This window comes from Mesorhizobium sp. LMG 17147, from assembly GCF_024297145.1.
Lineage (GTDB): Bacteria > Pseudomonadota > Alphaproteobacteria > Rhizobiales > Rhizobiaceae > Mesorhizobium.
This window is the reverse complement of the sequence record NZ_JANCTC010000001.1, coordinates 356,576-378,266: the sequence shown is the minus strand read 5'-3', so window position 1 is coordinate 378,266 and position 21,691 is coordinate 356,576. Positions and strand designations below refer to the sequence as shown.

General features: G+C 63.0%; 22 protein-coding genes. 11 read left to right on the top strand and 11 right to left on the bottom strand.

All coding sequences use genetic code 11. The features are described 5' to 3' along the window. The first annotated feature begins 47 nt into the window (after positions 1 to 47). From NMG46_RS01925 to NMG46_RS01910, 4 genes are all read left to right on the top strand, one after another. Positions 48 to 953, top strand: a complete 906-nt coding sequence (locus NMG46_RS01925; RefSeq protein ID WP_254816038.1) for a branched-chain amino acid ABC transporter permease — start codon at positions 48 to 50, stop codon at positions 951 to 953. A gap of 206 nt (positions 954 to 1,159) precedes the next feature. Beyond that, positions 1,160 to 1,744 carry a TRAP transporter small permease subunit gene (locus tag NMG46_RS01920; RefSeq protein WP_254816037.1) on the top strand — a complete coding sequence of 195 codons (585 nt, stop codon included), beginning with the start codon at positions 1,160 to 1,162 and terminating at the stop codon, positions 1,742 to 1,744. Then, a complete protein-coding gene (locus tag NMG46_RS01915) occupies positions 1,744 to 3,522 on the top strand; it encodes a TRAP transporter large permease subunit (RefSeq protein WP_254816383.1) in 1,779 nt (592 codons plus the stop codon). Before NMG46_RS01920 ends, NMG46_RS01915 begins: the two co-directional genes overlap by 1 nt. Positions 3,523 to 3,554: 32 nt before the next feature. After that, positions 3,555 to 4,577, top strand: coding sequence for a zinc-dependent alcohol dehydrogenase family protein (locus tag NMG46_RS01910; protein ID WP_254816036.1), 1,023 nt, complete (start codon positions 3,555 to 3,557; stop codon positions 4,575 to 4,577). A gap of 66 nt (positions 4,578 to 4,643) precedes the next feature. Here NMG46_RS01910 and NMG46_RS01905 read toward each other — a convergent pair whose 3' ends face one another. After that, on the bottom strand, positions 4,644 to 5,753 hold the full coding sequence (locus tag NMG46_RS01905; protein ID WP_254816035.1) for a TRAP transporter substrate-binding protein: 1,110 nt from the start codon (positions 5,751 to 5,753) through the stop codon (positions 4,644 to 4,646). Between the two features lie 284 nt (positions 5,754 to 6,037). Here NMG46_RS01905 and NMG46_RS01900 point away from each other — a divergent pair, with 284 nt between their 5' ends. Next, positions 6,038 to 6,811, top strand: a complete 774-nt coding sequence (locus tag NMG46_RS01900) for a gamma-glutamyl-gamma-aminobutyrate hydrolase family protein (protein ID WP_254816034.1) — start codon at positions 6,038 to 6,040, stop codon at positions 6,809 to 6,811. A 6-nt stretch (positions 6,812 to 6,817) separates the two neighbouring features. On the opposite strand, the gene NMG46_RS01895 is transcribed toward NMG46_RS01900, so the two are convergent. From NMG46_RS01895 to NMG46_RS01875, 5 genes are all read right to left on the bottom strand, one after another. After that, a complete protein-coding gene (locus tag NMG46_RS01895) occupies positions 6,818 to 7,213 on the bottom strand; it encodes a hypothetical protein (protein WP_254816033.1) in 396 nt (131 codons plus the stop codon). A gap of 149 nt (positions 7,214 to 7,362) precedes the next feature. Continuing rightward, positions 7,363 to 8,343 carry a 2-hydroxyacid dehydrogenase gene (locus NMG46_RS01890; RefSeq protein ID WP_254816032.1) on the bottom strand — a complete coding sequence of 327 codons (981 nt, stop codon included), beginning with the start codon at positions 8,341 to 8,343 and terminating at the stop codon, positions 7,363 to 7,365. Further along, a complete protein-coding gene (locus tag NMG46_RS01885; RefSeq protein ID WP_254816382.1) occupies positions 8,340 to 9,362 on the bottom strand; it encodes a LacI family DNA-binding transcriptional regulator in 1,023 nt (340 codons plus the stop codon). Before NMG46_RS01885 ends, NMG46_RS01890 begins: the two co-directional genes overlap by 4 nt. A gap of 68 nt (positions 9,363 to 9,430) precedes the next feature. Further along, positions 9,431 to 10,315: a DMT family transporter gene (locus tag NMG46_RS01880; protein WP_254816381.1), complete on the bottom strand. Its 885-nt coding sequence runs from the start codon at positions 10,313 to 10,315 to the stop codon at positions 9,431 to 9,433. A 176-nt stretch (positions 10,316 to 10,491) separates the two neighbouring features. Beyond that, positions 10,492 to 10,899 (bottom strand): DUF2000 family protein, encoded by a 408-nt coding sequence (locus NMG46_RS01875; protein ID WP_254816031.1) that lies wholly within the window; start codon positions 10,897 to 10,899, stop codon positions 10,492 to 10,494. 50 nt (positions 10,900 to 10,949) lie between these two features. Between NMG46_RS01875 and NMG46_RS01870 the strand changes: the two genes are divergently transcribed. Beyond that, the gene (locus NMG46_RS01870) at positions 10,950 to 11,822 is read left to right on the top strand and encodes an AraC family transcriptional regulator (RefSeq protein WP_254816030.1); all 873 of its coding nucleotides are present in this window, start codon (positions 10,950 to 10,952) and stop codon (positions 11,820 to 11,822) included. Position 11,823: 1 nt separating this feature from the next. On the opposite strand, the gene NMG46_RS01865 is transcribed toward NMG46_RS01870, so the two are convergent. Next, positions 11,824 to 12,306, bottom strand: coding sequence for a MarR family winged helix-turn-helix transcriptional regulator (locus NMG46_RS01865; protein WP_254816029.1), 483 nt, complete (start codon positions 12,304 to 12,306; stop codon positions 11,824 to 11,826). 202 nt (positions 12,307 to 12,508) lie between these two features. Beyond that, positions 12,509 to 13,231, bottom strand: coding sequence for an intradiol ring-cleavage dioxygenase (locus NMG46_RS01860; protein ID WP_254816028.1), 723 nt, complete (start codon positions 13,229 to 13,231; stop codon positions 12,509 to 12,511). 200 nt (positions 13,232 to 13,431) lie between these two features. Between NMG46_RS01860 and NMG46_RS01855 the strand changes: the two genes are divergently transcribed. Together NMG46_RS01855 and NMG46_RS01850 are read left to right on the top strand one after the other, a co-directional pair. Continuing rightward, entirely contained in the window at positions 13,432 to 14,505 is a 1,074-nt protein-coding gene (locus NMG46_RS01855; protein ID WP_254816027.1) for a GTP-binding protein, read from the top strand. A gap of 152 nt (positions 14,506 to 14,657) precedes the next feature. Beyond that, on the top strand, positions 14,658 to 15,632 hold the full coding sequence (locus NMG46_RS01850) for a WD40 repeat domain-containing protein (RefSeq protein WP_254816026.1): 975 nt from the start codon (positions 14,658 to 14,660) through the stop codon (positions 15,630 to 15,632). 8 nt (positions 15,633 to 15,640) lie between these two features. On the opposite strand, the gene NMG46_RS01845 is transcribed toward NMG46_RS01850, so the two are convergent. Continuing rightward, positions 15,641 to 16,096 (bottom strand): hypothetical protein, encoded by a 456-nt coding sequence (locus NMG46_RS01845; protein WP_302893581.1) that lies wholly within the window; start codon positions 16,094 to 16,096, stop codon positions 15,641 to 15,643. A gap of 158 nt (positions 16,097 to 16,254) precedes the next feature. On the opposite strand from NMG46_RS01845, the gene NMG46_RS01840 reads away from it, so the two are divergent. The 3 genes from NMG46_RS01840 to NMG46_RS01830 all read left to right on the top strand — a co-directional run bounded on the left by NMG46_RS01840 (position 16,255) and on the right by NMG46_RS01830 (position 19,882). Further along, a complete protein-coding gene (locus tag NMG46_RS01840; protein WP_254816025.1) occupies positions 16,255 to 17,637 on the top strand; it encodes an aspartate aminotransferase family protein in 1,383 nt (460 codons plus the stop codon). A 14-nt stretch (positions 17,638 to 17,651) separates the two neighbouring features. Continuing rightward, positions 17,652 to 19,073, top strand: coding sequence for a glutamine synthetase family protein (locus NMG46_RS01835; protein WP_254816024.1), 1,422 nt, complete (start codon positions 17,652 to 17,654; stop codon positions 19,071 to 19,073). An 86-nt stretch (positions 19,074 to 19,159) separates the two neighbouring features. Further along, positions 19,160 to 19,882, top strand: a complete 723-nt coding sequence (locus tag NMG46_RS01830) for a UdgX family uracil-DNA binding protein (RefSeq protein WP_302893606.1) — start codon at positions 19,160 to 19,162, stop codon at positions 19,880 to 19,882. A gap of 1 nt (position 19,883) precedes the next feature. Here the strand turns inward: NMG46_RS01830 and NMG46_RS01825 are convergent, their stop codons facing one another. Together NMG46_RS01825 and NMG46_RS01820 are read right to left on the bottom strand one after the other, a co-directional pair. After that, the gene (locus tag NMG46_RS01825; protein WP_254816022.1) at positions 19,884 to 21,149 is read right to left on the bottom strand and encodes a glycerate kinase; all 1,266 of its coding nucleotides are present in this window, start codon (positions 21,147 to 21,149) and stop codon (positions 19,884 to 19,886) included. Beyond that, positions 21,146 to 21,649 (bottom strand): heme-degrading domain-containing protein, encoded by a 504-nt coding sequence (locus tag NMG46_RS01820; RefSeq protein WP_254816021.1) that lies wholly within the window; start codon positions 21,647 to 21,649, stop codon positions 21,146 to 21,148. Before NMG46_RS01820 ends, NMG46_RS01825 begins: the two co-directional genes overlap by 4 nt. Positions 21,650 to 21,691: the final 42 nt, after the last annotated feature.

Genomic DNA, 21,691 nt, shown 5'->3' with positions numbered 1-21,691 from the left:
CGTCTCAAGCCCCGCCCCGATTGTGGGGCATGCATCGAGGGTCTTGCATGCTCTATTTCTTCCAGCAGGTTCTGAACGGGCTGCATTCGGGCGCGCTCTACGCATTGCTTGCCTTCGGCTACGTGCTGACCAACGGCATCCTGCACCGCACCAATCTTGCCTATGGCGCGCTGTTCGCCTTTTGCGGGCATACGATGATCCTCACCGCGGCGTTCGGCTATCAGGCGCTGTGGTTGACGCTGTTTGCATCGGTCGCGCTCGGCGTAGTGGCGGCATTCCTTTATGCGGCGCTGCTCAGCCATGTCCTGTCGCGAAGCATCTTCGAACCGCTGGCCGCCCGCTCGCCCAACGCCATCGTGGTGACCACGCTCGGCATATTGCTGGTCTTGTCGGAAGCCAGCCGCATCGCCGCCGATACCCATGACCTATGGTTGCCGCCAATGCTGGCCCAGACCATCGTCTTCGCGCAGAATGCCAGCTTCAAGGCGACGTTGACACTGATTCAGTTGCTCGATTGCGCCGCCGTCCTGGCGGCTATTTCGCTGGCTGCGTGGGGGTTCACACATTCCAGCTTCGGCCGAAGCTGGCGTGCCGTATCCGACGATCCAAAGGCCGCTGCGATGTGCGGCGTCGATGTCCGCGCGGTGTTTCGGCGTGCGGTGCTTTTCGGCGGCCTTTGCGCGGCAATGGCTGGCGTGCTCGCCGCCTTCTACTACGGCAACATCAGCTTCGGCACAGGGTTGGTCTACGGGTTGAAAATCCTGTTCGTGACCGCAGTGGGCGGCTATCTCTCGCCTTTGCGGGCGGCACTAGGCGCCGCCGCTTTCGGCATGGCCGAATCGCTATGGTCCGGCTATTTCCCGCTCGAATGGCGGGACGGCTGGATGTACCTGTTCCTCGTCGCTATGCTTGTGCTGATCGGCTCCGGCCGCGACCAACAGAAGATCGCCTGAGCCGCATCCGACTTTGGCTGGATGAATGAACCACATGTCCCCTTGGACATGCAAAGGACGCGGCAGCATTTTGCCGGCGGCCACCTCACAACTGTGTTTATGCGGGCTGTCCGATGTTGACCCGCCGAACCACGCACTGCATACCGTTGGTCCACAGCGACGCGACGGACAGGGAACCGGCGCGCTCCGACACAAGGGAGGAATGCATGGCAGGGCTTCTCGCTCTTTCCAGAGGCATTGACCGTTTGAACGAATTCATCGGCAAATGGGTTTCGTGGCTGATCCTGCTGGCGATCCTGGTAAGCGCCGCCAACGCCGTGATCCGCAAGGTGTTCGACATGTCCTCGAACGCCTGGCTGGAATTGCAATGGTATCTGTTCGGCGCCGCCTTCATGCTGGCCGCCGCCTACACTCTGAAACAGAACGACCATATCCGCATCGATATCGTCTACGGCATGTTCTCGCGCCGCGTGCAGCACTGGATCGACCTTTTCGGTCACGTCTTCTTCCTGATGCCGTTCGTGACGTTGATGGTCGTCTATTTCGTTCCCTATGTGTCGCTGTCGTATCGCAGCGGCGAGATGTCGAACAATTCTGGCGGGCTGATCATCTGGCCGGCGAAGGCGATTCTGCTGGTCGGCTTTTTTCTGCTCGCGCTGCAGGGCATTTCCGAGATCATCAAGAAGATCGCCATCATGCGCGGTCAGATGGACGATCCCACTCCGTTCATATCGGTGCATGAGCAGGCCGAGCTAGAAGCCAAGGCGCTCGTCGAAGAGGTGCGCTCGTGATCGAGTTCATCGCCCAGAACATGGCGCCGATCATGTTCGCCTCGCTGGTCGTCTTCCTGCTGATCGGCTACCCCGTCGCCTTCTCGCTCGCTGCCAACGGCTTGATGTTCTTCTTCATCGGCGTGCTGCTGTCGCCCTATTCGGGCGGCTCCATCAATCTCGCCTGGCCGTTGCTGCACGCGTTGCCGGATAATTTCTATGGCAGCCGGGTGATGTCGAACGATACGCTGCTGGCGATCCCGTTTTTCACCTTCATGGGCATCGTGCTCGAACGATCCGGCATGGCCGAAGACCTGCTCGACACGATCGGCCAGCTGTTCGGACCGGTTCGTGGTGGCCTTGCCTATGCCGTGATTTTCGTCGGCGCGCTGCTCGCCGCGACGACCGGCGTGGTGGCGGCCTCCGTCATTGCCATGGGTCTGATTTCGCTGCCGATCATGCTGCGCTACGGCTACGACCGGCGGCTGGCATCCGGCGTCATTGCCGCGTCCGGGACCCTCGCCCAGATCATCCCGCCGTCGCTGGTGCTGATCGTCCTGGCCGACCAGCTCGGCCGCTCGGTCGGCGATATGTACAAGGGAGCGCTGATCCCCGGGCTCATTTTGACCGGCATCTACATGCTCTACATCCTGCTCATGTCGATCTTCCGGCCGAAGTCGATGCCGGCCCTGCCGCTGGAGGCCCGCACGCTCGGCCACGGCGTGCTGTCGCTGCTGGCGGCGGTGCTGGCGGCGGTGGTGGTTTCCTATGCGGCGTATCGCTACCTTGCGCCGAACCATGGCGGCAACGCCGATATCCTCGGCGCCACTATTGGCGTCATCTTCATCTATGTCGTGGCGATCGTCGACCAGCGCCTGAAGATCAACCTGATGTCGAGGCTGGCGCAGCAGGTGATCATCGTCCTGATCCCGCCGCTGGCGCTGATCTTCCTGGTGCTGGGCACCATCTTCCTCGGCATTGCCACGCCGACGGAAGGCGGCGCCATGGGCGCCGTCGGCGCGCTGGCAATGGCGGCGATGAAGGGGCGGCTGTCGCTCGACGTGGTCAAGCAGGCGCTGGCCTCGACGACCAGGCTGTCGTCCTTCGTTCTGTTCATTCTGATCGGCGCGCGGGTGTTCTCGCTTACCTTTTACGGGGTCAATGGCCACATCTGGGTCGAGCACCTGTTGACCTCGCTGCCGGGCGGTGAAGTCGGTTTCCTGATTGGCGTCAACATCCTCGTCTTCGTGCTCGCCTTCTTCCTCGACTTTTTCGAGCTTGCCTTCATTATCGTGCCGCTTTTGGCGCCGGCGGCCGACAAGCTCGGCATCGACCTGATCTGGTTCGGCGTGCTTTTAGGCGTCAACATGCAGACCTCCTTCATGCATCCGCCCTTCGGCTTCGCGCTGTTTTATCTGCGCTCGGTCGCCGCGCGCGTGCCCTATCTCGACCGGGTCACCGGCAAGCAGATCGCGCCGGTCACCACAGGGCAGATCTATTGGGGCGCAGTACCCTTCGTCTGTATCCAGGTGATCATGATCGGCCTGACCATCGCCTTCCCGCAGATGGTGATGCACTACAAAGGCACCGTCGTCGATCCGGGCACCATCAACTACCAGGTGCCGGAAACGCCTGGCATCGGCTTGTCGCCGCTTGGCACGCCGCCGGCCAATGGCGGCACTGCCCCTGCCTCACCTTCCACGCCGGATTTGTCGCAGCCGCCGAGCTTCGACGAAAAGCCGCCCGCTAAGCCGGCGGCACCGGCAATCGATCTGTCGCAACCCCCGAGTTTCAACTGAGGCGAGTTTCAACTGAGGAAGGCCCTGCAGCCATGAAGGCGGTTCGGTTGGAGCGAGTGGGCGGCCTCGCCGTGTGCGAGGTCGAGAAACCGACCGCCGGGCCAGACGAGCTGCTGGTGCGGATCGAGGCGTGCGGCGTCTGCGGCACCGACAGGCATCTTTTCCACGGTGAATTCCCGTGCACGCCGCCGGTGACGCTCGGGCATGAATTCTCCGGCATCGTCGAGGCGATCGGACCTGAGGTATCCGGCTTTTCGGTCGGCGACCGCGTCACCGGCGATCCCAATATTGCCTGCGGGCGCTGTGCGCATTGTCAGGCGGGCCGAGTCAATCTCTGCAGCAATCTGCGTGCCATCGGCATCCATCGCGACGGCGGCTTTGCCGAATATGTTGCCTTGCCGCAGAAACAGGCCTTCGCCTTGCCAGGCGATCTGAAGCCTACGCATGGTGCTTTCTGCGAGCCGCTCGGTTGCTGCCTGCATGGCGTGGACCTTGCCGCGATCAAACCAAGCTCGTCGGTCGCGGTGCTCGGCGGCGGCGTGATCGGCCTGCTCACCGTTCAGCTGGCAAAGCTCGCCGGTGCGACGACCATCATCCTGTCGACGCGTCAGGCCTCGCGGCGGGCTCTTGCCGAGCAACTTGGCGCAACGGCGACGGTCGATCCCAGCGCCTTCGATGTCACCGATGCGATCGTCGGCCGGTCGGGTTTGATGCCGGGCGGCGTCGACGTGGTGTTCGAATGCGCCGGCGTGAAAGACACTGTTGAGCAGGCGATGCGGCTGGCCAAAGCAGGCGGCACAATTGTCGTCGTTGGCGTTATGCCGCAAGGCATGAAAGCGGCGTTCGAACCGTTCGACCTGCTGTTCCGCGAGTTGAAGGTCCTGGGCTCCTTCCTCAATCCCTTTACCCATCGCCGGGCCGCCGATCTTATCGCTTCGGGGGCTATCGAGGTAGACCGGCTGATATCGCGGCAGGTCACGCTTGAAGAGTCAGCTGCAGTGATCGCCAATCCGCCTGCGCCAGGCGAGGTCAAGGTTCTGGTGGTGCCCGGCTGATCGCAAACGGAATGCGCTGCGGCGCCAGCGTCCCGAAGGAACGCCGGCGCCGCAGAGCAGCAAGGTTCAGAGCCTGCTGTTGCGCTGCTGGACCATCATGAAGGTGTCGTAGTTGTACTCGGCCACCTGCGCCCAGAGATAATGCTCCTTGCGGAACGCCTTGATCGAGTCCCAGATCTTCTTGAACGGCGCGTTCGAGGCTTCCATCTCGGCATAGACCTCGTTGGCCTTTTCGAAGCAGGCGGCCATGATCTCCTGGCTGAACGGACTCAACTTGGCGCCGCCGGCAACCAGCCGCTTCACCGCCGCCGGGTTGAGGTAGTCGTATTTCTGCAGCATGTTGGCATCGGCCGCTTGGGCGGCAGTGTGCACCAGCGACTTGTAAGCCGGCGAAAGTTCGTCGTATTTCGCCTTGTTGAACATCAGATGGACGGTCGGTCCACCTTCCCACCAGCCGGGATAGTAGTAATAGGGCGCAACCTTGTAGAAGCCGAGCTTCTCGTCATCATAAGGGCCAACCCATTCGGCGGCATCGATCGTGCCCTTTTCCAGCGCCGGATAAATGTCGCCACCGGCGATCTGCTGCGGAACCACGCCGAGCCTTTGCACCACTTTGCCGGCAAAACCGCCGATGCGCATCTTGAGGCCGGAAAGGTCGGCAACCGTTTTGATCTCCTTGCGAAACCAGCCGCCCATCTGCACGCCGGTATTGCCGCCCGGCAGCCCGAACAGACCCTGCGTCGCCAGGAACTCGTTGAACAGATCGATGCCCCCGCCATGATAGTGCCAGGCGTTGATGCCGCGCGCGTTGAGCGAAAACGGAACCGCCGCTCCCAGCGCCCAGGTCGGGTCCTTGCCCCAGTAATAGTATGCCACAGTATGGCAGGCCTCGACCGTGCCGGCTGTGGTGGCATCGGCGGCCTGCAGGCCGGGAACGAGTTCGCCGGAGGCGAAGACCTGGACCTGGAAGTTGCCGTCGGTCGCCTCCGAAAGCATCTTGGAAAACACTTCGGCACCGCCGTAGATCGTATCGAGCGACTTCGGGAAGGAAGACGCCAGCCGCCAGGTTACTTTCGGATTGGACTGGGCGATGGCCGGCGCAGCAAGTGTCGCGGCAGCGGCCGCAGCGCCGAAACCGGTGGTGCCGGCCTTGCGGATGAACGAACGACGATCCATGAAGTTCCTCCCGTTTGGATCAACTGACCGACGTTCGGGACGCTTCGGCGCCCGCATCGGCTTCGAGCCGACAATACACAGGCAAGGAGTCGAGTCCAGCGCGGCAGCCCGGTTTGAGTGGCGCATTTCGCGGAAATTCACGGCGTTGGGCCAGATCTTGCAACTATAGTCTAAGGTCGATTAACTGGCCTACGCGACACGCCGAAACTTGCCATGGAAATGCGCCTTCGGATCGCCTATTTTGCAGGCAGATAATTCGTTGCACCCGATGGGATCCGGACCAAATGCACCAGCCGCTCGTCGCCATATCGACCGACGTCCGCCAGTTCGACAATTACACCTGGCATGCCGCGCCGCAGCAATATCTTGAAGCAGCGCTTTCGGGGGCAGGCGTGTTCCCGCTGCTGGTACCGTCCTTCGGCGATCGGCTCGACTTCGATGAACTGCTTTCCGCCGTCGACGGCGTCATGGTCACCGGTTCGAAGTCCAACGTTCATCCCTCGCTCTACGGCGGTGACGTCAGTGAAGCCAATGGTCCCTACGACCCCGCCCGCGACGCCACCACGCTGCCGCTGATCCGCAGGGCGGTGGAGCGCGGAGTACCGCTGCTCGCGATCTGCCGCGGCATCCAGGAGATGAATGTGGCGCTGGGTGGCACGCTGGCCACTGAAATCCAGGAACGCGCCGGTTCGCTCGATCATCGTGCGCCGGCAAGCGACAATCAGGACGAACGCTTCGCCATCCGCCAGAGCGTGTCGATAAAACCCGGCAGTTGCCTGGCCGGGGTCTTCGGCGCCGGCGACATCATGGTCAATTCGGTGCATCGCCAGGCTGTTGACCGGCTTGGCCCAAAGCTGCAGGTCGAAGCGGTCGCCGCCGACGGCACTGTCGAGGCGGTCTCGGTGCGCGATGCACGGGCTTTCGCCGTCGGCGTCCAGTGGCATCCCGAATACTGGGTCAAATCGGACAGCATCTCGGTAAAGATATTTCGCGCTTTCGGCGATGCGGTGCGGTTGCATCAGGCGGCGAAATCGGGTGCGCGCGCCGCGGCAGAATAGCGCTCGTCAGTTGCCGGCCGACGCCAGCGTCAGCAGCGGCAGCGCCGGCGCGTAGGATTCGTAACCGTCGCCATCGGCGACCGAGAACATGACGATCGGATCGGTGCCGTTGGCGCTGAATGTGACCGTGCCGTCATCCTGCTCTCGCCAGAACTTCGCCTGCTCGACACCGGGCAACACCCGGCGGCAATTCGCGGCGACCGTCAACAGCGACAGGCCTTGCGAAATCTCGGCGCCGCGGGTGACTGCACAAGACGCCTCGTCACCATGGGCTACCAGCCTGTAGGTGCTGGACGAAGGTGCTGGCTCACTGGCTGCGCGGCTTTGACCGCTACCGGCGTAAAACAGCTGGACGCCGCCTAGCAGCGCAGCAATCGCCATCAATGCGGGAAGCGTTTTCATCCTGTTTCTCCGCGCATTTCAAGCGCGCCGTGTTCGATGTCATCAGGAGGCGCGCTTCATCTTGCCGTCACGTGCTGTCAAGGGGACATACACTAGCCAAGGAGGCAGAATGATTCCGAAGGGTTAAGCTGAAGTTAACAATAGGGCGGTCACGGCCTAGCCTTGACGTTTGCCGTCTCCGGCACCGGCGTCAGCGCCTTGCGCTGCGAAAACCACGAGACCAGATTGTCGACGCACAGGTCCGCCATGGCGCGGCGGGTGTGCTGCGAGGCCGAGCCGACATGCGGCAAAAGCGAGGTGTTGGGCGCGGCAAGCAGCGCTGCAGACACGTTCGGCTCGTCGGCAAAAACGTCTAGCCCGGCAGCGGCGATGCTGCCGCTGGCAAGTGCGGCGGCAAGAGCTGGTTCGTCGACCGTGCTGCCCCGGCCGATATTGACGAAGACGCCGTTCGGCCCCAGAGCCGAGAGGATTTCGGCATTGACGGCCTTGTCCGTCGAGGCCCCGCCGGGCGCCACCGAGATCAGTGTGTCGACCGCCTCGGCGAGACCTTTCAGCGTCGGGTGATAGTCATAGGACAGGCCTTCGACGCGGCGCCGGTTGTGATAGGCGATGGGCAGTCCGAAAGCATCGAGCCGGTGGGCAATGGCGAGGCCGATGCGGCCCATGCCGAAGATACCGACATGGCGACCGCGCAAAGTCAGCCGGCTCAGCGGATAGTTGCCGTTGCGCAGCCAACTTCCGTTGCGCAGCCACGCCTCGGCGCGCGGCAGTTCGCGGATGGTATTGATCAACAGGCCGAGCGCCGTATCGGCGACCTCTTCGGTCAGCACATCCGGTGTGTTGGTGACCATGATGCCGCGCCGTGCGGCGTGGTGGACATCGACCGAATCATAGCCGACGCCGAAATTGGCGATAATCTCGAGCTTTGGCAGCGCGTCCATCAACGCGGCGCTGATGCCACCAAAGGCGGCTATGCCGCGCACCGTAAGGCGCATCTCGTCGGTGACCAGCGACGGATCGGCGCGTTCGATCCGGACGCGGCTGAACGCCCCGTCGATGCGGCCGACCGCATGGTCGTTGAACTGGCCCGGCACCAGAATGGTGACAGCTTGCTGGTCCGTTTTTGTCATGCACGTTCCACCGGTTTGCCGGTCGACTGGCGCACATGCAGTTCCGGCTTGATCAGTTCCTGCGACGGCCGCACCGTCTGTCCGTTGAGTTTGTCGAGCAGCGCGCTGGCAGCGCGGCGGCCAACCTCACGCTGGCCGTTCCAGACCGTGGTTAGCGCCGGCGTCGCGATCGCCGCCTCCTCGAGGTCGTCATAACCAGTGACCGAAATGTCGATGCCCGGCACCAGACCGGCGCGGGCAATGCCGTTCATCAGGCCGATGGCTACGAGGTCGTTCCAGCAGCAGGCCGCGGTCGGCCTGTCCTTTAGCGCCAGGAACTGCCCGGCAGCCTCGAAGCCGGCCTGCTTGGTGCGCGGGCCGGCGATGCGCCAGGACGGCCTGACCTCAAGCCCCGCCGCCTCCATGGCGTTGACATATCCCTGATAGCGGTCGCGGCCGGTCGACGTCTGATCGGTACCGCCGATCATTGCGATGCGCTTGTGGCCAAGCGAGATCAGATGGTTGGTGGCAAGCCCGGTGCCATAGGCATCGTCGCCGCGAAACACCGGCACGTCGGCACCTTCGACGGTGCGTGCAATCAGCACTGCCGGGAGACCGTTCTCCTCGGCCATGAATATGTCTTCGGGCGGCGTGCCGATGGCCGGCGACATGATGACCCCGTCAGCGCCGAGCTGCAGAAGCGTGTCGATGAAAGTGCGTTGTTTCTCGAGCTGGTCGTAGTGGTTCGACAGGATGAAGGTTTGCCGGCTGCGGTCGAGCTCGCTCTCTATCGAACGCAATATCTCGGCAAAGAACGGGTTCATGATGTCGTGGACGACGACGCCGACTATGCCCGAGCGCGAGGTGCGCAGGCTGGCGGCGCGGCGGTTGTAGATATAGCCGATGGCGCGGGCATGTTCCTTGATGCGGTCGCGGGTGCCGCCGGCGACCAGCGGGCTGTCGCGCAAGGCCAGCGAGACCGTGGCCGTGGACACGCCGAGCGCATCCGCGATGGTCGAAAGCTTGATCTTCTGTGCCAGCGCCCTGGGCTCCCGAAGCAATTTAAACTGTTTAAAGGCCGGCTCTTATGCCATCGATTCCGAGCAAATCAAAGTTTTTTTGCCAGCGCTTCCGCCTCCGCGTCCAGCGTCGCGCGGTTGCGCAAACGAAGCCGGTGCTCACGGTGAACGATGTAGAGGCCGCTGGCGACGATGACTGTGGCACCGACCAGCGTCCAGCGATCGGGAAACTGGTTGAAGACGATCAGGCCGGAGATAATCATCCAGATCATCTGCGAATAGGGGTAGGGAGCCAGGGCCGTGGTGGTGGCAAGGCGATAGGCCTGCACAAGAAGCCAATGACCGATGGCGCCGAAGACGCCAAGCATCAGCAATATGGACCAGTGCCAGCCATCCTGCGGCAGCGAAGGCGAAAACGGCAGTGTCGGCAAAAGCAGCACGGCCGGCGCCAGCGCCGAAAACAGGATGAGGCTTTCGGAGGTTTCCGTAGCCGACATGCGGCGCGTCATGATGACGTAGAAACTGTTCGACAGCATCGAGCCGAGCGCAAAGAGATGGCCGACGCCAAAAACGCCGACGCCCGGCCGGGTGATGATGAGGACGCCGACAAAGCCGCTCATGATCGCCAGCCAGCGCCGCCAGCCGGCCCATTCGCCGAGCAACGGACCGGCAAGCGCGGTGATCACCATCGGGCCGAAGAAGTAGATCGAGGTGGTTTCCGCCAGTTGCAGCGTCCGCAGCGCCAGAATGTTGAACATCGTCGATCCGAACAGGAGCAGACCGCGCGTGATGTGCGCCGGCAGGTTGGCGGGACGAAAGCGCAGCGGCTCACGCCATCCGCGCAGAAACACGCCGACGATCAGCACATGGACCGCGAAGCGGGTCCAGGCGACGATCAGCGCCGAGACGCCGGCCAGGACAAGGTACTTGCTGCTGGTGTCGAGGAAGGTGAACAACACATAGACGGAAAGCATGCACAGGATCGCCGCCGGCGATGTCGCGCTTTCGTCATGTCTTGGGGGAGCATTCAATTTCAGGCCGGACGGGAAGCAAGGCAGTCCTTCACCCATGCGGGAATTGTCGCCTGCGGGCAAGCCAAAAGAGACTGACACAAGGTCAGGCTCAGGTTTTGTTGCTGGTGGCCGGCGAGTCAGGCGTGCATGCGGGCGCCCTTGGTGATCTTGTCGACGAGTTTCTTTTCGGCGCGAAGCGCGATGCCGACCACCTTGGCATCCTCCGGCGCAAATTCGGCAAAGACGGCACGGTTGGCCAGATCATAACCAGTCGAAAACATTTCCTCGACATAGAGCGATACCGTCACACCACGCTCCAGCGCCCGCCGCTGGATCGCGCCGAGCGTCTGGCCGTCCGCCGAAAGCACGATGACCGGCTGGATCGACAGCGGGTTGTAGATATTGCCGGCGCGATCACGGTAGGGGTCGCCGATAATGTCGGGAAATTGCGCGACGATGCCGCTGGTCAGAAAGGCGGTGACATTGAGCTTTTGCCAGACGGGAAGATCATCCTTGAGCACGATTGCAAATTTCGTATCGAACATGCGACAGTTTCCAATCCGAAAGGGGCCAATCCGAGGCTGCGAGAAAAGCGATGCCGCACGGTTTAGACGGGGAAGCCTTTCAGGGTCTTGGACGTTTGTGCGTGGATGCAGCCGAAAACTGCATCGTACCGGCACCCCGTGCTGCCGGCATGGAACGCATCGAGGCCCGGTTCCACGGCAACGCCTTCGATCTCCATCGCCACGACACCTATGCGATCGGGGTGACGCTTTATGGCATGCAGCGCTTCCGCTATCGCGGCCAAATGCATCGGAGCTTGCCTGGCCAGATCATTATCCTTCATCCAGACGAACTGCACGATGGCGGTGCCGGCACCGAAGACGGCTTGCGATACAGAATGCTCTATTTGGAGCCGTCCCTGATGCTCGACTGTCTCGGCGGCGGATCACTGCCGTTCGTGAGGAATGCCGTGGTGACAGACCGCGATCTCCGCGCGACGCTGCTTTCGGCGCTCGGGCCGCTGGATCAGCAACTGGACGAGCTGTTTGTCGTCGATTTCATGACGCAGCTTATGCAAAGCCTGGCCCGGCACGCCGGTCAGCCGGCGAAACCGGTAGCGAAAACGGCGTGGCGCGCCGCCAGGCTGGCGCGCGACTACCTGGAGGAAAATGTCGCGCGGATTGTACGTTCAGACGAATTGGAGGCGATAACCGGATTGGACCGTTATGCCCTGTCGCGGCATTTTCGCGCGACCTTCTCGACCAGCCCGCACCGGTTCCTGTTGATGCGCCGGCTTCAGCGAGCCCGTCGGATGATCGAAGCCGACGAGCCGCTGGCGCAAATCGCAATCGCCGCCGGCTTCAGTGATCAAAGCCATTTCAATCGGCATTTCAAGAAGGCGTTCGGCGTCACACCGGGACGCTGGTCGGCACTGACGCGGCGGCCGCCAGCGGCGAACGCGTGAGCTATTCAAGCATCTTGTCTTCGATATCCAGTTCGTCGTCCGGGAGCACCATTTCGCCGTTCGACAGGTTCGCCTCGACGCGGGCAAGCAGCTTGAACAGCGCTTTCTGATCCTTCTTGTCGAGACCCTTCAATGCCTGCTTTTCGGTCTTCTTCACCGATTTCTCGATGGCGTGGATGATTTCGCGGCCGGTGTCGGTGAGGAAAATATGCGCCTGGCGGGCATCGGCGGAGGAGGCGCGCTTTTCCAGAAAACCCTGCGCCTGCAGCCGGTTGATGGTCTTGGTGATGGTCGGCGGACGCACGCCGAGGCGGCCGGCAAGGTTGCCGGGCGTCTGCCCATCCTCGCGGTCGAGCGCCAGCATGATCTGGTCCTGGCCGGCATAGAAACCATGCGCCAGAAGCCGGGCGGCGAGCGCCGTGCGCGCCAGCCGCGCCGCCGAATGCAGCCGGCTCATTGTTGCAGTCTTGTCCGCCTTGGCCATGCTCATCCCTCCTCGGCCGAACCGGAGCGGACAGCATAGAAGCAAGCCGCCGGTTGGCAATGACCATCGAAAACATTCCGGCTCGGAAAATAGCTTTGCCGGCAAGCATCGCGGTGTTCGCCGTGGCTAATGCCAGATGTTTATTTCAGTTAGATGACAAACGACTTTCTGGAAGGGCTGGATGGGACATGACGAGGCGTTCTCAACCGGCCTTCACCGCGACCACCATCAAGGCCTGAAAGGCGTCCGCCATTTCCCGCAGCGCTGCCTGCGACAGCAGCCCGGCCTGCCGCGCAATGCCGTCCCGCGCGTTCGATGTATCGCGTTTGCCCGGGCGATCTTTATAGGGCGCGACGGTGGCGAATATCTGCTCGCTGAGGCTGTCGGGGAAGAACATCTGGCCGGTCATTACGGAGCGGTCGTCAGGGAAAATCTTGAAATGGATGTGGGTGGTGCGGCCGCGATACCAGCCGGGATAGATGGTGGCGAAAGAAGCGATGCCGCTTTCATCGGTTCTCTGCCAGCCCCGCAGAAAACTCTGGCCGGACGTGTCGATATCCTGCCCGTCGCCCTGTCCGGGATAACCGGAATAGGCGCCCTGGGCGTCGCAATGCCAGATGTCGACGCGTGCGCCGGGAAGCGGCCGGCAGGCGGCGTCGACGATTTGCAGCCGCACATTGAGGGCGATGCCCTTCTTGCCCTCGGTGATATCGGCGCGTTCGAGCTTCGGGTCGAAATAGAACGGCCCTTCGGCGACCTCGGGCGTGATGGCGCAGACGCCGGGACCGGCTTCGAACAAAGCAAGCCCGGCATAGGGCGAAACCTTCCCGGCCCTTGCACCGGCGGGCAGGAATATGCCGCCAGCGGTAACCGCAACGAGACGGAGCGCCTGCCGACGGCTTAGTGGCAAGGACTTGTCGGACATCTGGCGTCTCTTCAATGCGAACAGCCCTCGTGAAATGACCTTTTGCCTATCTAAGCCCACCGCCAACCCGCGCCAATGAAAGTTCGGCAATGTGAGGAAAGTTCGGCAATACCAGCCTCTCTTTGGTCCACCGGTTTGGCTGGTGCAAAAGCCGAGCACACATCCTATATGGAGCCGACAATCCCTATTCGAGGCACAATATGAGCGACGCACAGACGCAGATCCCCGTAACCGTCCTCACCGGCTATCTTGGCGCCGGCAAGACGACACTGCTCAACCGCATCCTTTCGGAAAACCATGGCAGGCGCTACGCGGTCATCGTCAATGAATTCGGCGAGATCGGCATCGACAACGAGCTGATCGTGGAATCCGACGAGGAAATCTACGAGATGAACAATGGCTGCGTCTGCTGCACCGTGCGCGGCGACCTGATCCGCGTCGTCGAAGGCCTGATGCGCCGGCCCGGCCGCTTCGACGCCATCGTCGTCGAGACCACAGGCCTCGCCGATCCCGTGCCGGTAGCACAAACCTTCTTCATGGACGACGACGTGCGTTCCAAGACCAGGCTCGATGCGGTGGTGGCGCTGGTCGACGCCAAGCACTTGCCGCTGCGCCTCAAGGATTCCCGCGAGGCCGAGGACCAGATCGCCTTTGCCGACGTCGTCGTGCTCAACAAGACCGATCTCGTCACCCCCGAAGAGCTGAGCAAGGTTGAGGCAACGATCCGCGCCATCAACCCGGCGGCACGCATCCATCGCACCACGCGCGCCAGCGTGGCGCTGTCCGAGGTGCTGGATCGCGGTGCGTTCGACCTGTCCCGAGCGCTGGAGAACGATCCGCACTTCCTCGAGGCGCATGACGATCACGACCATCATGATCATGATCATGATCATGACCACCACCACCATGATCACGACGGCCATGATCACCACGATCATGACGGCCATCATCATGCGCACCCTTCCGACATCCATGACGTGACCGTGCAGTCGGTGTCGCTGCGCGGTGGCGAGATGGACCCGAAAAAGTTCTTCCCGTGGATCGAGAAGGTCACCCAGATGGAAGGCCCGAACATCCTGCGGCTGAAAGGGATCCTCGCGCTGAAAGGCGATGACGAGCGCTATGTCATCCAGGGCGTGCACATGATCATCGAGGGCGACCACCAGCGCGCCTGGAAGGACGGCGAGAAGCACGAGAGCCGGCTGGTGTTCATCGGTCGCGAACTCGATGCCGAGCGGCTGAAGACAAGCTTCGAGGCCTGTCAGGCCGCTTGATTTAGCTACCTTCTTCCTTTTCCCCCTTGTGGGAGGAGGGGCAGCCGCAACGCTGGCGCTCTCTACTCACGACGATCCGAAGCACGGGTTGAGACGGGCAGCTCAACCCCTTAAGGGTGAGGCAGCAGAAACCTCGGACGGAACTATCTCTCATGCCCACAGTCGCCCCGCTCGATCTCGAAGGCCACTGCCTCGCCGCCGTGTTCCTCGGCGACGTGCCGCACTTTGCGCTGGCTGACGGCACAATCCATCGGCTCGACCACGGCCACAAGACGGTGCAGGCCAATGACGGGATGCTCGCCGCCTTCCATGATGCGGCGAACGACCGGCTGATCACCGGTGGCGAGGACGGCAGGATCTTTGGCGTGACCGCTGGCGGCAATACCGCGGAATTGGCGACCGCAGGCAAAAAATGGATCACCAGCGTCGCCGCCGGGCCGCAAGGCGCTGTTGCCTATGCTTCGGGCAAGATTGCCTATGTGCGCTTTGCCGACGGCAAAACCAGGGAATTCTCGCATCCGCGCTCGGTCGAGGGGCTGGCCTTCTCGCCCAAGGGCATGCGCTTCGGCGTTGCCCGCTACAATGGCGCGACGCTGCATTTCCCGGCCGCCGACGGCAAGCCGGTCGAACTCGAATGGGCCGGTGCCCACACCGGCATCACCTTCTCGCCGGACGGCGGCTTCGTCGTCACCACCATGCAGGAAAACGCGCTGCATGGCTGGAAGCTCGCCGACGGCAAGCACATGCGGATGTCCGGCTACCCCGGCAAGGTCAAAAGCCTGTCGTGGAGCGCCAAGGGCAAATGGCTGGCGAGTTCCGGCGCGCCGGCGGCGATCGTCTGGCCGTTTTCGGGCAAGGACGGGCCAATGGGCAAGGCGCCGCTGGAACTCGGCACGCGCGGCAATGCGATGGTCACCTCCGTCGCCTGTCACCCGAGCCAGGACGTCGTTGCTGTCGGCTATGATGACGGCATGGTGATGGCGGTGCGCTTCGCGGACGCCAGGGAAGTGCTGTTGCGCCGGCCGGGCAAGGGCGCCGTCACCTCGATGATGTGGGACAGGCAAGAGCGCCGCGTCGCCTTTGGCAGCGCCGCGGGTGACTGCGGCGTCATCGATATTTCGGCGTAGCCTGTTACTTACTCGGCTCCGCAAGATACTTTGCCGGTCAATTCATCCGGTTTGCCGTCCTTTTCGGCATCAGCCGTAACATCATAGATTGAGAGCAAATAGCGGCCGTCATAGACGCCTTCGTCGCTGGCCTTGGTCAGGATCGCCAGTTCGACATAGCCGTAGGCGTTCTCGACCTGCCGTTCGTGGTAGACAAGCAGCCGCAATTCCTTGTTGTCGAGCCAATATTGCGTGAGGTTCTGATCCCCGAACACCGTCTTGCGCAGACTGTCGGCAGCCGGCCTGCCCAGAATTTCGAGCTCGCCGCTAAAATTGAAGGTCGGCCCGCCCATGCCTCTGGTGACCCCGGCACCGACTTGAAATTTGACGGCTGCATCCTCGGCGGAACACCAGATGCCGCCCGACGCCAGAGCCGCACCAACCGACGACAGCAGCGTTGCTGCGCAGACGATCGCCCGCACCATCTTGTCCCCTCCGGCCGAAGTACCATTGGCGCCCGAAGGCGGCTCGCGGTCAAGCGCCTGTTTCCATTTGAATGACCGCTGACCCAACACAGGGCAGCCGCCCGGCCAATTGCGGTGGCGGATGCCGATTGTCTAAACTGCGACTGAGAGGGGCCGCCATGAACGTCATCGACCATGCAAAGACTTCCATCGGCGGCATCGGCCCGGCCCGGATCGCCGAGTTGTACGAGACCGAGGCAGAAGTCTTCCGCCAGGCGCGGCCGAAATCAATGGCCATAATCGGCAATGGCTTGCCCGGCTTCTTCGGCGGCGTGCCGATGCACTGGATGAGCGACTGGCCGACGCCTTTCCCGATTCTGGTCGACAGCGCCAGGGGCGCCACGATCACCGACATCGACGGCAACCGACTGGACGATTTCTGTCTTGGCGACACCGGCTCGATGTTGGGCCATTCGCCGCCGCCGGTCGCCCGCGCCATCCGCCGGCAGGCCGGACGCGGCCTGACCTATATGCTGCCCAGCGAAGACGCACTGGCCATCGGACCGCTGCTGCAACAGCGCTTCGGCCTGCCTTTCTGGCAGATTGCAACGACAGCGACCGACGCCAACCGCTTTGCGTTACGCGTTGCCCGCGCGGTCACCGGCCGCGAGAAGATCCTGGTCTTCAACGGCTGCTATCACGGCTCGGTCGACGAGACTATGGTGCGGCTGATCGACGGCAGACCGGTCAACCGGCCGGGATTGGCCGGCGAGTTCCGCGACCTGACACGGGCAACTGATGTCGTCGAGTTCAACGATCTGCCGGCGCTCGACGCGGCACTCCGGGGCAACGATGTCGCCTGCGTCATCACCGAGCCGGTGCTGACCAACTCCTGCATGGTGCTGCCCGAAGCCGGCTTTCATGATGGGTTGCGGCGTCTTACTCGTGCGACCGGCACGCTGCTGCTAATCGACGAGACGCATACCATCTCGACCGGTCCCGGCGGCTATACGAGAAAATTCGGGCTGGAGCCTGATCTGTTCGTGCTCGGCAAGCCGATCGCCGGCGGCGTGCCGGCCAGTGTGTGGGGGATGAGCGAGGACGTCGCGACCCGCTATGCCGCCTATAACAGGGTGAAGGAGCCGGGCTATTCAGGCATGGGGACGACACTGTCGGGCAATCCGCTGCAATTCGCGGCGATGCGCGCCGCATTGGAAGAGGTGATGACCGACGAGGCCTACGGCCATATGGATCATCTGGCGCGGCGGCTCGACGCCGGACTGACCGCCGTCATCGACCGCTACCGGCTGCCTTGGCATGTCTCACGTGTCGGCGCCCGCGTCGAGTTCATCTGCGCGCCGGGCCCGCTGAGGAATGGCGGCGAGGCGGAAGCTGCGCATGCACCGGAGCTCGAAGCGGCAATCCATGTCGCGCTGGTCAATCGCGGCGTGCTGATCGCACCCTTCCACAACATGATGCTGATCTCTCCTGCGACCAGCGCCGCCCAGGTGAACCGGCTGATCACTGCCTTCGGCGCAGTTGCGGCAAAGCTTACGGCGTGAGACAAGCTTGCGGCATGAAACAAGCGCCTAAGCAAAGTTTGAACCTGGTCACGACATCCCCTTCGGGCTCGACGCCCGCCGAGGCGCAGGCCTTTCTCGACGCTCACCCCGAGATCGAAGCGTTCGACATCGTGCTGACCGACGCCAATGGCGTCGGGCGCGGCAAGATCGTGCGTCGTCATGAGTTGATGAGCATCTTCGAGGGTGGCCGGCACATGCCGATCTCGATCCTCGGCCTCGATATCACCGGCGAGGACGTGCACGAGACCGGGCTGATCTGGACGACTGGCGACGGCGACCTGCGGGCGTGGCCGATCCCTGGCACGCTGGTGCCGCTGTTCGGCACCCAGCCGCCGCGCGGCCAGGTGCTGATGGCGATGTACCATCTCGACGGCCAGCCGATGTCGTCCGACCCGCGGCTGGCGCTCGCCCGCCAGGTGGAGATCCTCGCGGCCAAGGGTCTGCATCCGGCCGGCGCCTTCGAACTCGAATTCTTCCTGCTCGCCAACGAGCGCGATGCCGAAGGCAAGGTGCAGCCGGCGCACGCGGTGCTCGACGGACGCCGCTCGGCCAAGACGGAGGTCTATTCCGTCGATCATCTGCACGGCATGGAGCCGCTGTTTTCCGACATCTATGCTGCAGCCAAGGTGCAAGGCATCCCGGCCGAGACGGTCATTTCCGAATATGCGCCGGGCCAGTACGAATTGACGCTCAACTACCGCAAGGATGTGATGCGGGCGGCTGACGATCTCGTCATGCTCAAGCGTCTGGTGCGGGCGCAGGCGCGCCGTCATGGTGTCACCGCTTGCTTCATGGCCAAGCCGATCGAGAAATATGCCGGCTCGGGCATGCATTTTCATGTCTCGCTGCTGGACGATGCCGGCAAGAATGTCTTTGCCGAAACCGGCGGTGAAAGCTGGTCGCTGCCTCTGCTGCGCGGCCTCGGCGGACTGATCCAGACGATGGCGGAATCGATGCTGGTCTTTGCGCCGCACGCCAACTCGTGGCGGCGCTTCGTCTCGCAATCCTATGCGCCGGTGGCGCCGACCTGGGGCGTCAACAACCGTTCGGTGGCACTGCGTGTGCCGGCCGGCAACGCAAAAAATCGGCGCATCGAGCACCGGCCGTCGGGCGTCGACGCGAATCCTTACCTGGTGGCAGCCACGGTGCTGGCAGGCATCGTCAAAGGCCTTGACGAAGGCCTCGATCCCGGTCCCGAAACCACCGGCAATGGCTACGAATCGGCCGTCACGCGCACAACGATGCCGGTCGACTGGCGTGCCGCGATCGAGGCGGCAAGGGCGTCGAACTTCCTCAAGGGCGCATTGGGCGAAGACCTGCACCGGACGTTCGTGGCGATCAAGCAATCGGAATATCTGCGCGTCGCGCGCACGGTCAGCGAACTGGATTATCACCTCTATCTGCACGAGGTGTAGGGCATCACATCGTCGGCCATCCGCCGTCGAAGGCCCATGCGGAATAATTTCAGCGGAACCTTCGGCGGGCTTTGCTCATTGCGTGTCTGATTGCAGGAGCGAACAAGGCCGCCTTAGTCATGATCGCCAGGATGCTGCCAACCCCGACGCCGCACCATGCCAAGGTGCAGGCAAGAAGCTTGCCTGCAAGCAAGTCTCCGGAAACGACAGAAATCGACGCCAGAACGATTCCTGAACTGCGCGAAACGGCCAAGATCTGCCGCCGCTGTCCGCTATGGCACGACGCCACGCAGACGGTGTTCGGTGAAGGCCCTGATAAAGCCAAGGTGATCTTCGTCGGCGAACAGCCGGGTGACCAGGAGGATCTGGCGGGCAAGCCTTTCGTCGGCCCGGCCGGCAAGGTGTTCGACGCGATCCTGGACGATGCGGGCGTCGATCGGCTGAAAGTCTACGTCACCAACGCCGTCAAGCATTTCAAGTTCGAGCCGCGCGGCAAGCGGCGCATCCACTCGAAGCCCAATGCCGGCGAGGTGCAGGCTTGCCGCTGGTGGCTCGACAAGGAGATCGATCTGATCAAGCCCAATCTGGCGGTTGCGCTCGGCGCAACGGCGGCGCAGGCGCTGCTCGGCAAGGTGGTGCCGATCATGAAGATGCGCGGGGCGGTGGTGGACCGCGACGATGGCTTGCGTGTCTTCGTCACCATACACCCGTCCTTCATCCTGCGCATTCGCGAGCCGGCGGATAAGCAGGCAGAACGCGACCGGTTCCTGCAGGATATGAGAGCGGTGAAAAAGCTGATGGCCGCCTGAGCTATTTGATCAATATCGCCCGGAAATCGTTGACGTTGGTGCCGGTCGGACCGGATACGAAAAGGTCGTCTACGGCATTGAATGCCGTCCAGGCGTTGTTGCCGCCAAGCATGGCCTTGGCATCGACGCCCGCCTTACGCATCCGCGACACCGTCGAGCCGTCGGCGAAGGCGCCGGCATTGTCTTCCGAACCGTCTATGCCGTCGGTGTCGGCGGCCAGTGCGTGCACGCCGACCATGCCGCCGATGCCAATCGCGAACGCGAGCAGGAATTCCGAGTTGCGGCCGCCTTTGCCTTTTGCGCGCAAGGTCACCGTCGTCTCGCCGCCGGACAGGATCAGAACCGGTTTTGCAAACGGCCGGTTGCGCGTCGCCACTTCGCGCGCGATCGCGGCGTGGACGCCGCCGACCTCACGCGCTTCGCCCTCGATGGAATCGGAGAGAATGACCGCCTGAATGCCTTGGCGCTTTGCTTCGGCCGCTGCGGCTTCCAGCGAGACGCCGGCGGAAGCGATCAGATGCACCTCGTTGCGGATAAAACGCGGGTCGTCCGGTCGTGGCGCATCGGCCGCCGGCGAATTGATATGCGCCATGACCGAAGCTGGTAGGTTCATGCCATAGGCAGCGATCGACGCCAATGCGTCCTTACGACTGCCTAGATCCGGTACGGTCGGACCAGAAGCGACCAGAGCCGGATCGTCGCCCGGAATGTCAGAAACAACCAGCGAGACCACCTTGGCTGGATATGCGGCGGCTGCCAGCCTGCCGCCCTTGATCGTGGAAAGATGTTTGCGGATGGTGTTCATCGCGGCGATCGGCGCGCCGGAGGCGAGCAGCGCCTCGCTGACGGCGATCTCGTCGGCCAGCGTCAGGCCTTCGGCAGGTGACGGCAGCAGCGCCGAGCCGCCGCCCGAAATGAGCGCCACGACGAGGTCGTCCGCAGTCAGTCCCTGGACTTTTTCGAGCAGCCGCCGGGAAGCTGCGAGCCCCGCGGCATCCGGCACCGGATGCGCCGCCTCGATGATCTCGATGCGCCGGCAGGCCGCGCCATAGCCGTAGCGGGTGACGACCAAACCTTCGATCGGCCGGTCCCACACTTTCTCGAAAGCCGCCGCCATCTGCGCCGAGCCTTTTCCTGCACCGATGACGACCGTGCGGCCCTTCGGCCTTGCCGGCAGATGATCCTTGATCGTCCTCTGGGGATCGGCGGCGGCAACGGCGGCGTTGAAGATGGCGGTGAGGAAGGGCTTGGGGTCTACCTCTGTCATTTTGCTTCCGCCGGCAATGCCAGCTCGCGCGCATCGATGCGGAGATGCTCACACAGCGCATCGACCACCACGCCGTGGTCCTCACGCTCCGGCAGGCCCGAGACGGCGATCACGCCGATGACGCCGGCGCCCTTGACAGTGATGGGAAAGCCGCCGCCGGCCAGCACGTAGTCGGCAACGTCCAGCCCCTCGCCGGGCTTGAAGCTGCGGTCGGGGCGCTGCTGCTCCAGCACCATGCGGTAGGTGCTTTTCAGGAACCGCCGCACCACGTTGATCTTGCGCCGCGCCCAATCCGGATTGGAAGCGTTCGAGCCGGGCATTGCCGCATAGAACAGCGGCCGGTCGAAGGTTCTGATATCGACGATGATCGGCAGGTTTTCCTTGAGAGCCCGGTCGCGGATCGCCGAGCCGATCTCGAAAGCAACGGCTTCATCGAAGGCCGAAAAGACAAGCGTGGCTTCCTGTTTCGTGATCAGAGCGATGTCGTCCGCAACGGCCATGTCGTTCCCCTGTCAACTTCGCCGCACGCTTTGCCGGATGGC

What these genes read in the sequence shown, in the direction of transcription:
- NMG46_RS01925 (WP_254816038.1), top strand. Translation starts at nt 48, where the DNA reads ATGCTCTATTTCTTCCAGCAGGTTCTGAACGGGCTGCATTCGGGCGCG.
- NMG46_RS01920 (WP_254816037.1), top strand. Translation starts at nt 1,160, where the DNA reads ATGGCAGGGCTTCTCGCTCTTTCCAGAGGCATTGACCGTTTGAACGAA.
- NMG46_RS01910 (WP_254816036.1), top strand. Translation starts at nt 3,555, where the DNA reads ATGAAGGCGGTTCGGTTGGAGCGAGTGGGCGGCCTCGCCGTGTGCGAG.
- NMG46_RS01905 (WP_254816035.1), bottom strand. Translation starts at nt 5,753, where the DNA reads ATGGATCGTCGTTCGTTCATCCGCAAGGCCGGCACCACCGGTTTCGGC.
- NMG46_RS01900 (WP_254816034.1), top strand. Translation starts at nt 6,038, where the DNA reads ATGCACCAGCCGCTCGTCGCCATATCGACCGACGTCCGCCAGTTCGAC.
- NMG46_RS01895 (WP_254816033.1), bottom strand. Translation starts at nt 7,213, where the DNA reads ATGAAAACGCTTCCCGCATTGATGGCGATTGCTGCGCTGCTAGGCGGC.
- NMG46_RS01890 (WP_254816032.1), bottom strand. Translation starts at nt 8,343, where the DNA reads ATGACAAAAACGGACCAGCAAGCTGTCACCATTCTGGTGCCGGGCCAG.
- NMG46_RS01880 (WP_254816381.1), bottom strand. Translation starts at nt 10,315, where the DNA reads ATGCTTTCCGTCTATGTGTTGTTCACCTTCCTCGACACCAGCAGCAAG.
- NMG46_RS01875 (WP_254816031.1), bottom strand. Translation starts at nt 10,899, where the DNA reads ATGTTCGATACGAAATTTGCAATCGTGCTCAAGGATGATCTTCCCGTC.
- NMG46_RS01870 (WP_254816030.1), top strand. Translation starts at nt 10,950, where the DNA reads ATGCCGCACGGTTTAGACGGGGAAGCCTTTCAGGGTCTTGGACGTTTG.
- NMG46_RS01865 (WP_254816029.1), bottom strand. Translation starts at nt 12,306, where the DNA reads ATGGCCAAGGCGGACAAGACTGCAACAATGAGCCGGCTGCATTCGGCG.
- NMG46_RS01860 (WP_254816028.1), bottom strand. Translation starts at nt 13,231, where the DNA reads ATGTCCGACAAGTCCTTGCCACTAAGCCGTCGGCAGGCGCTCCGTCTC.
- NMG46_RS01855 (WP_254816027.1), top strand. Translation starts at nt 13,432, where the DNA reads ATGAGCGACGCACAGACGCAGATCCCCGTAACCGTCCTCACCGGCTAT.
- NMG46_RS01850 (WP_254816026.1), top strand. Translation starts at nt 14,658, where the DNA reads ATGCCCACAGTCGCCCCGCTCGATCTCGAAGGCCACTGCCTCGCCGCC.
- NMG46_RS01845 (WP_302893581.1), bottom strand. Translation starts at nt 16,096, where the DNA reads ATGGTGCGGGCGATCGTCTGCGCAGCAACGCTGCTGTCGTCGGTTGGT.
- NMG46_RS01840 (WP_254816025.1), top strand. Translation starts at nt 16,255, where the DNA reads ATGAACGTCATCGACCATGCAAAGACTTCCATCGGCGGCATCGGCCCG.
- NMG46_RS01835 (WP_254816024.1), top strand. Translation starts at nt 17,652, where the DNA reads ATGAAACAAGCGCCTAAGCAAAGTTTGAACCTGGTCACGACATCCCCT.
- NMG46_RS01825 (WP_254816022.1), bottom strand. Translation starts at nt 21,149, where the DNA reads ATGACAGAGGTAGACCCCAAGCCCTTCCTCACCGCCATCTTCAACGCC.
- NMG46_RS01820 (WP_254816021.1), bottom strand. Translation starts at nt 21,649, where the DNA reads ATGGCCGTTGCGGACGACATCGCTCTGATCACGAAACAGGAAGCCACG.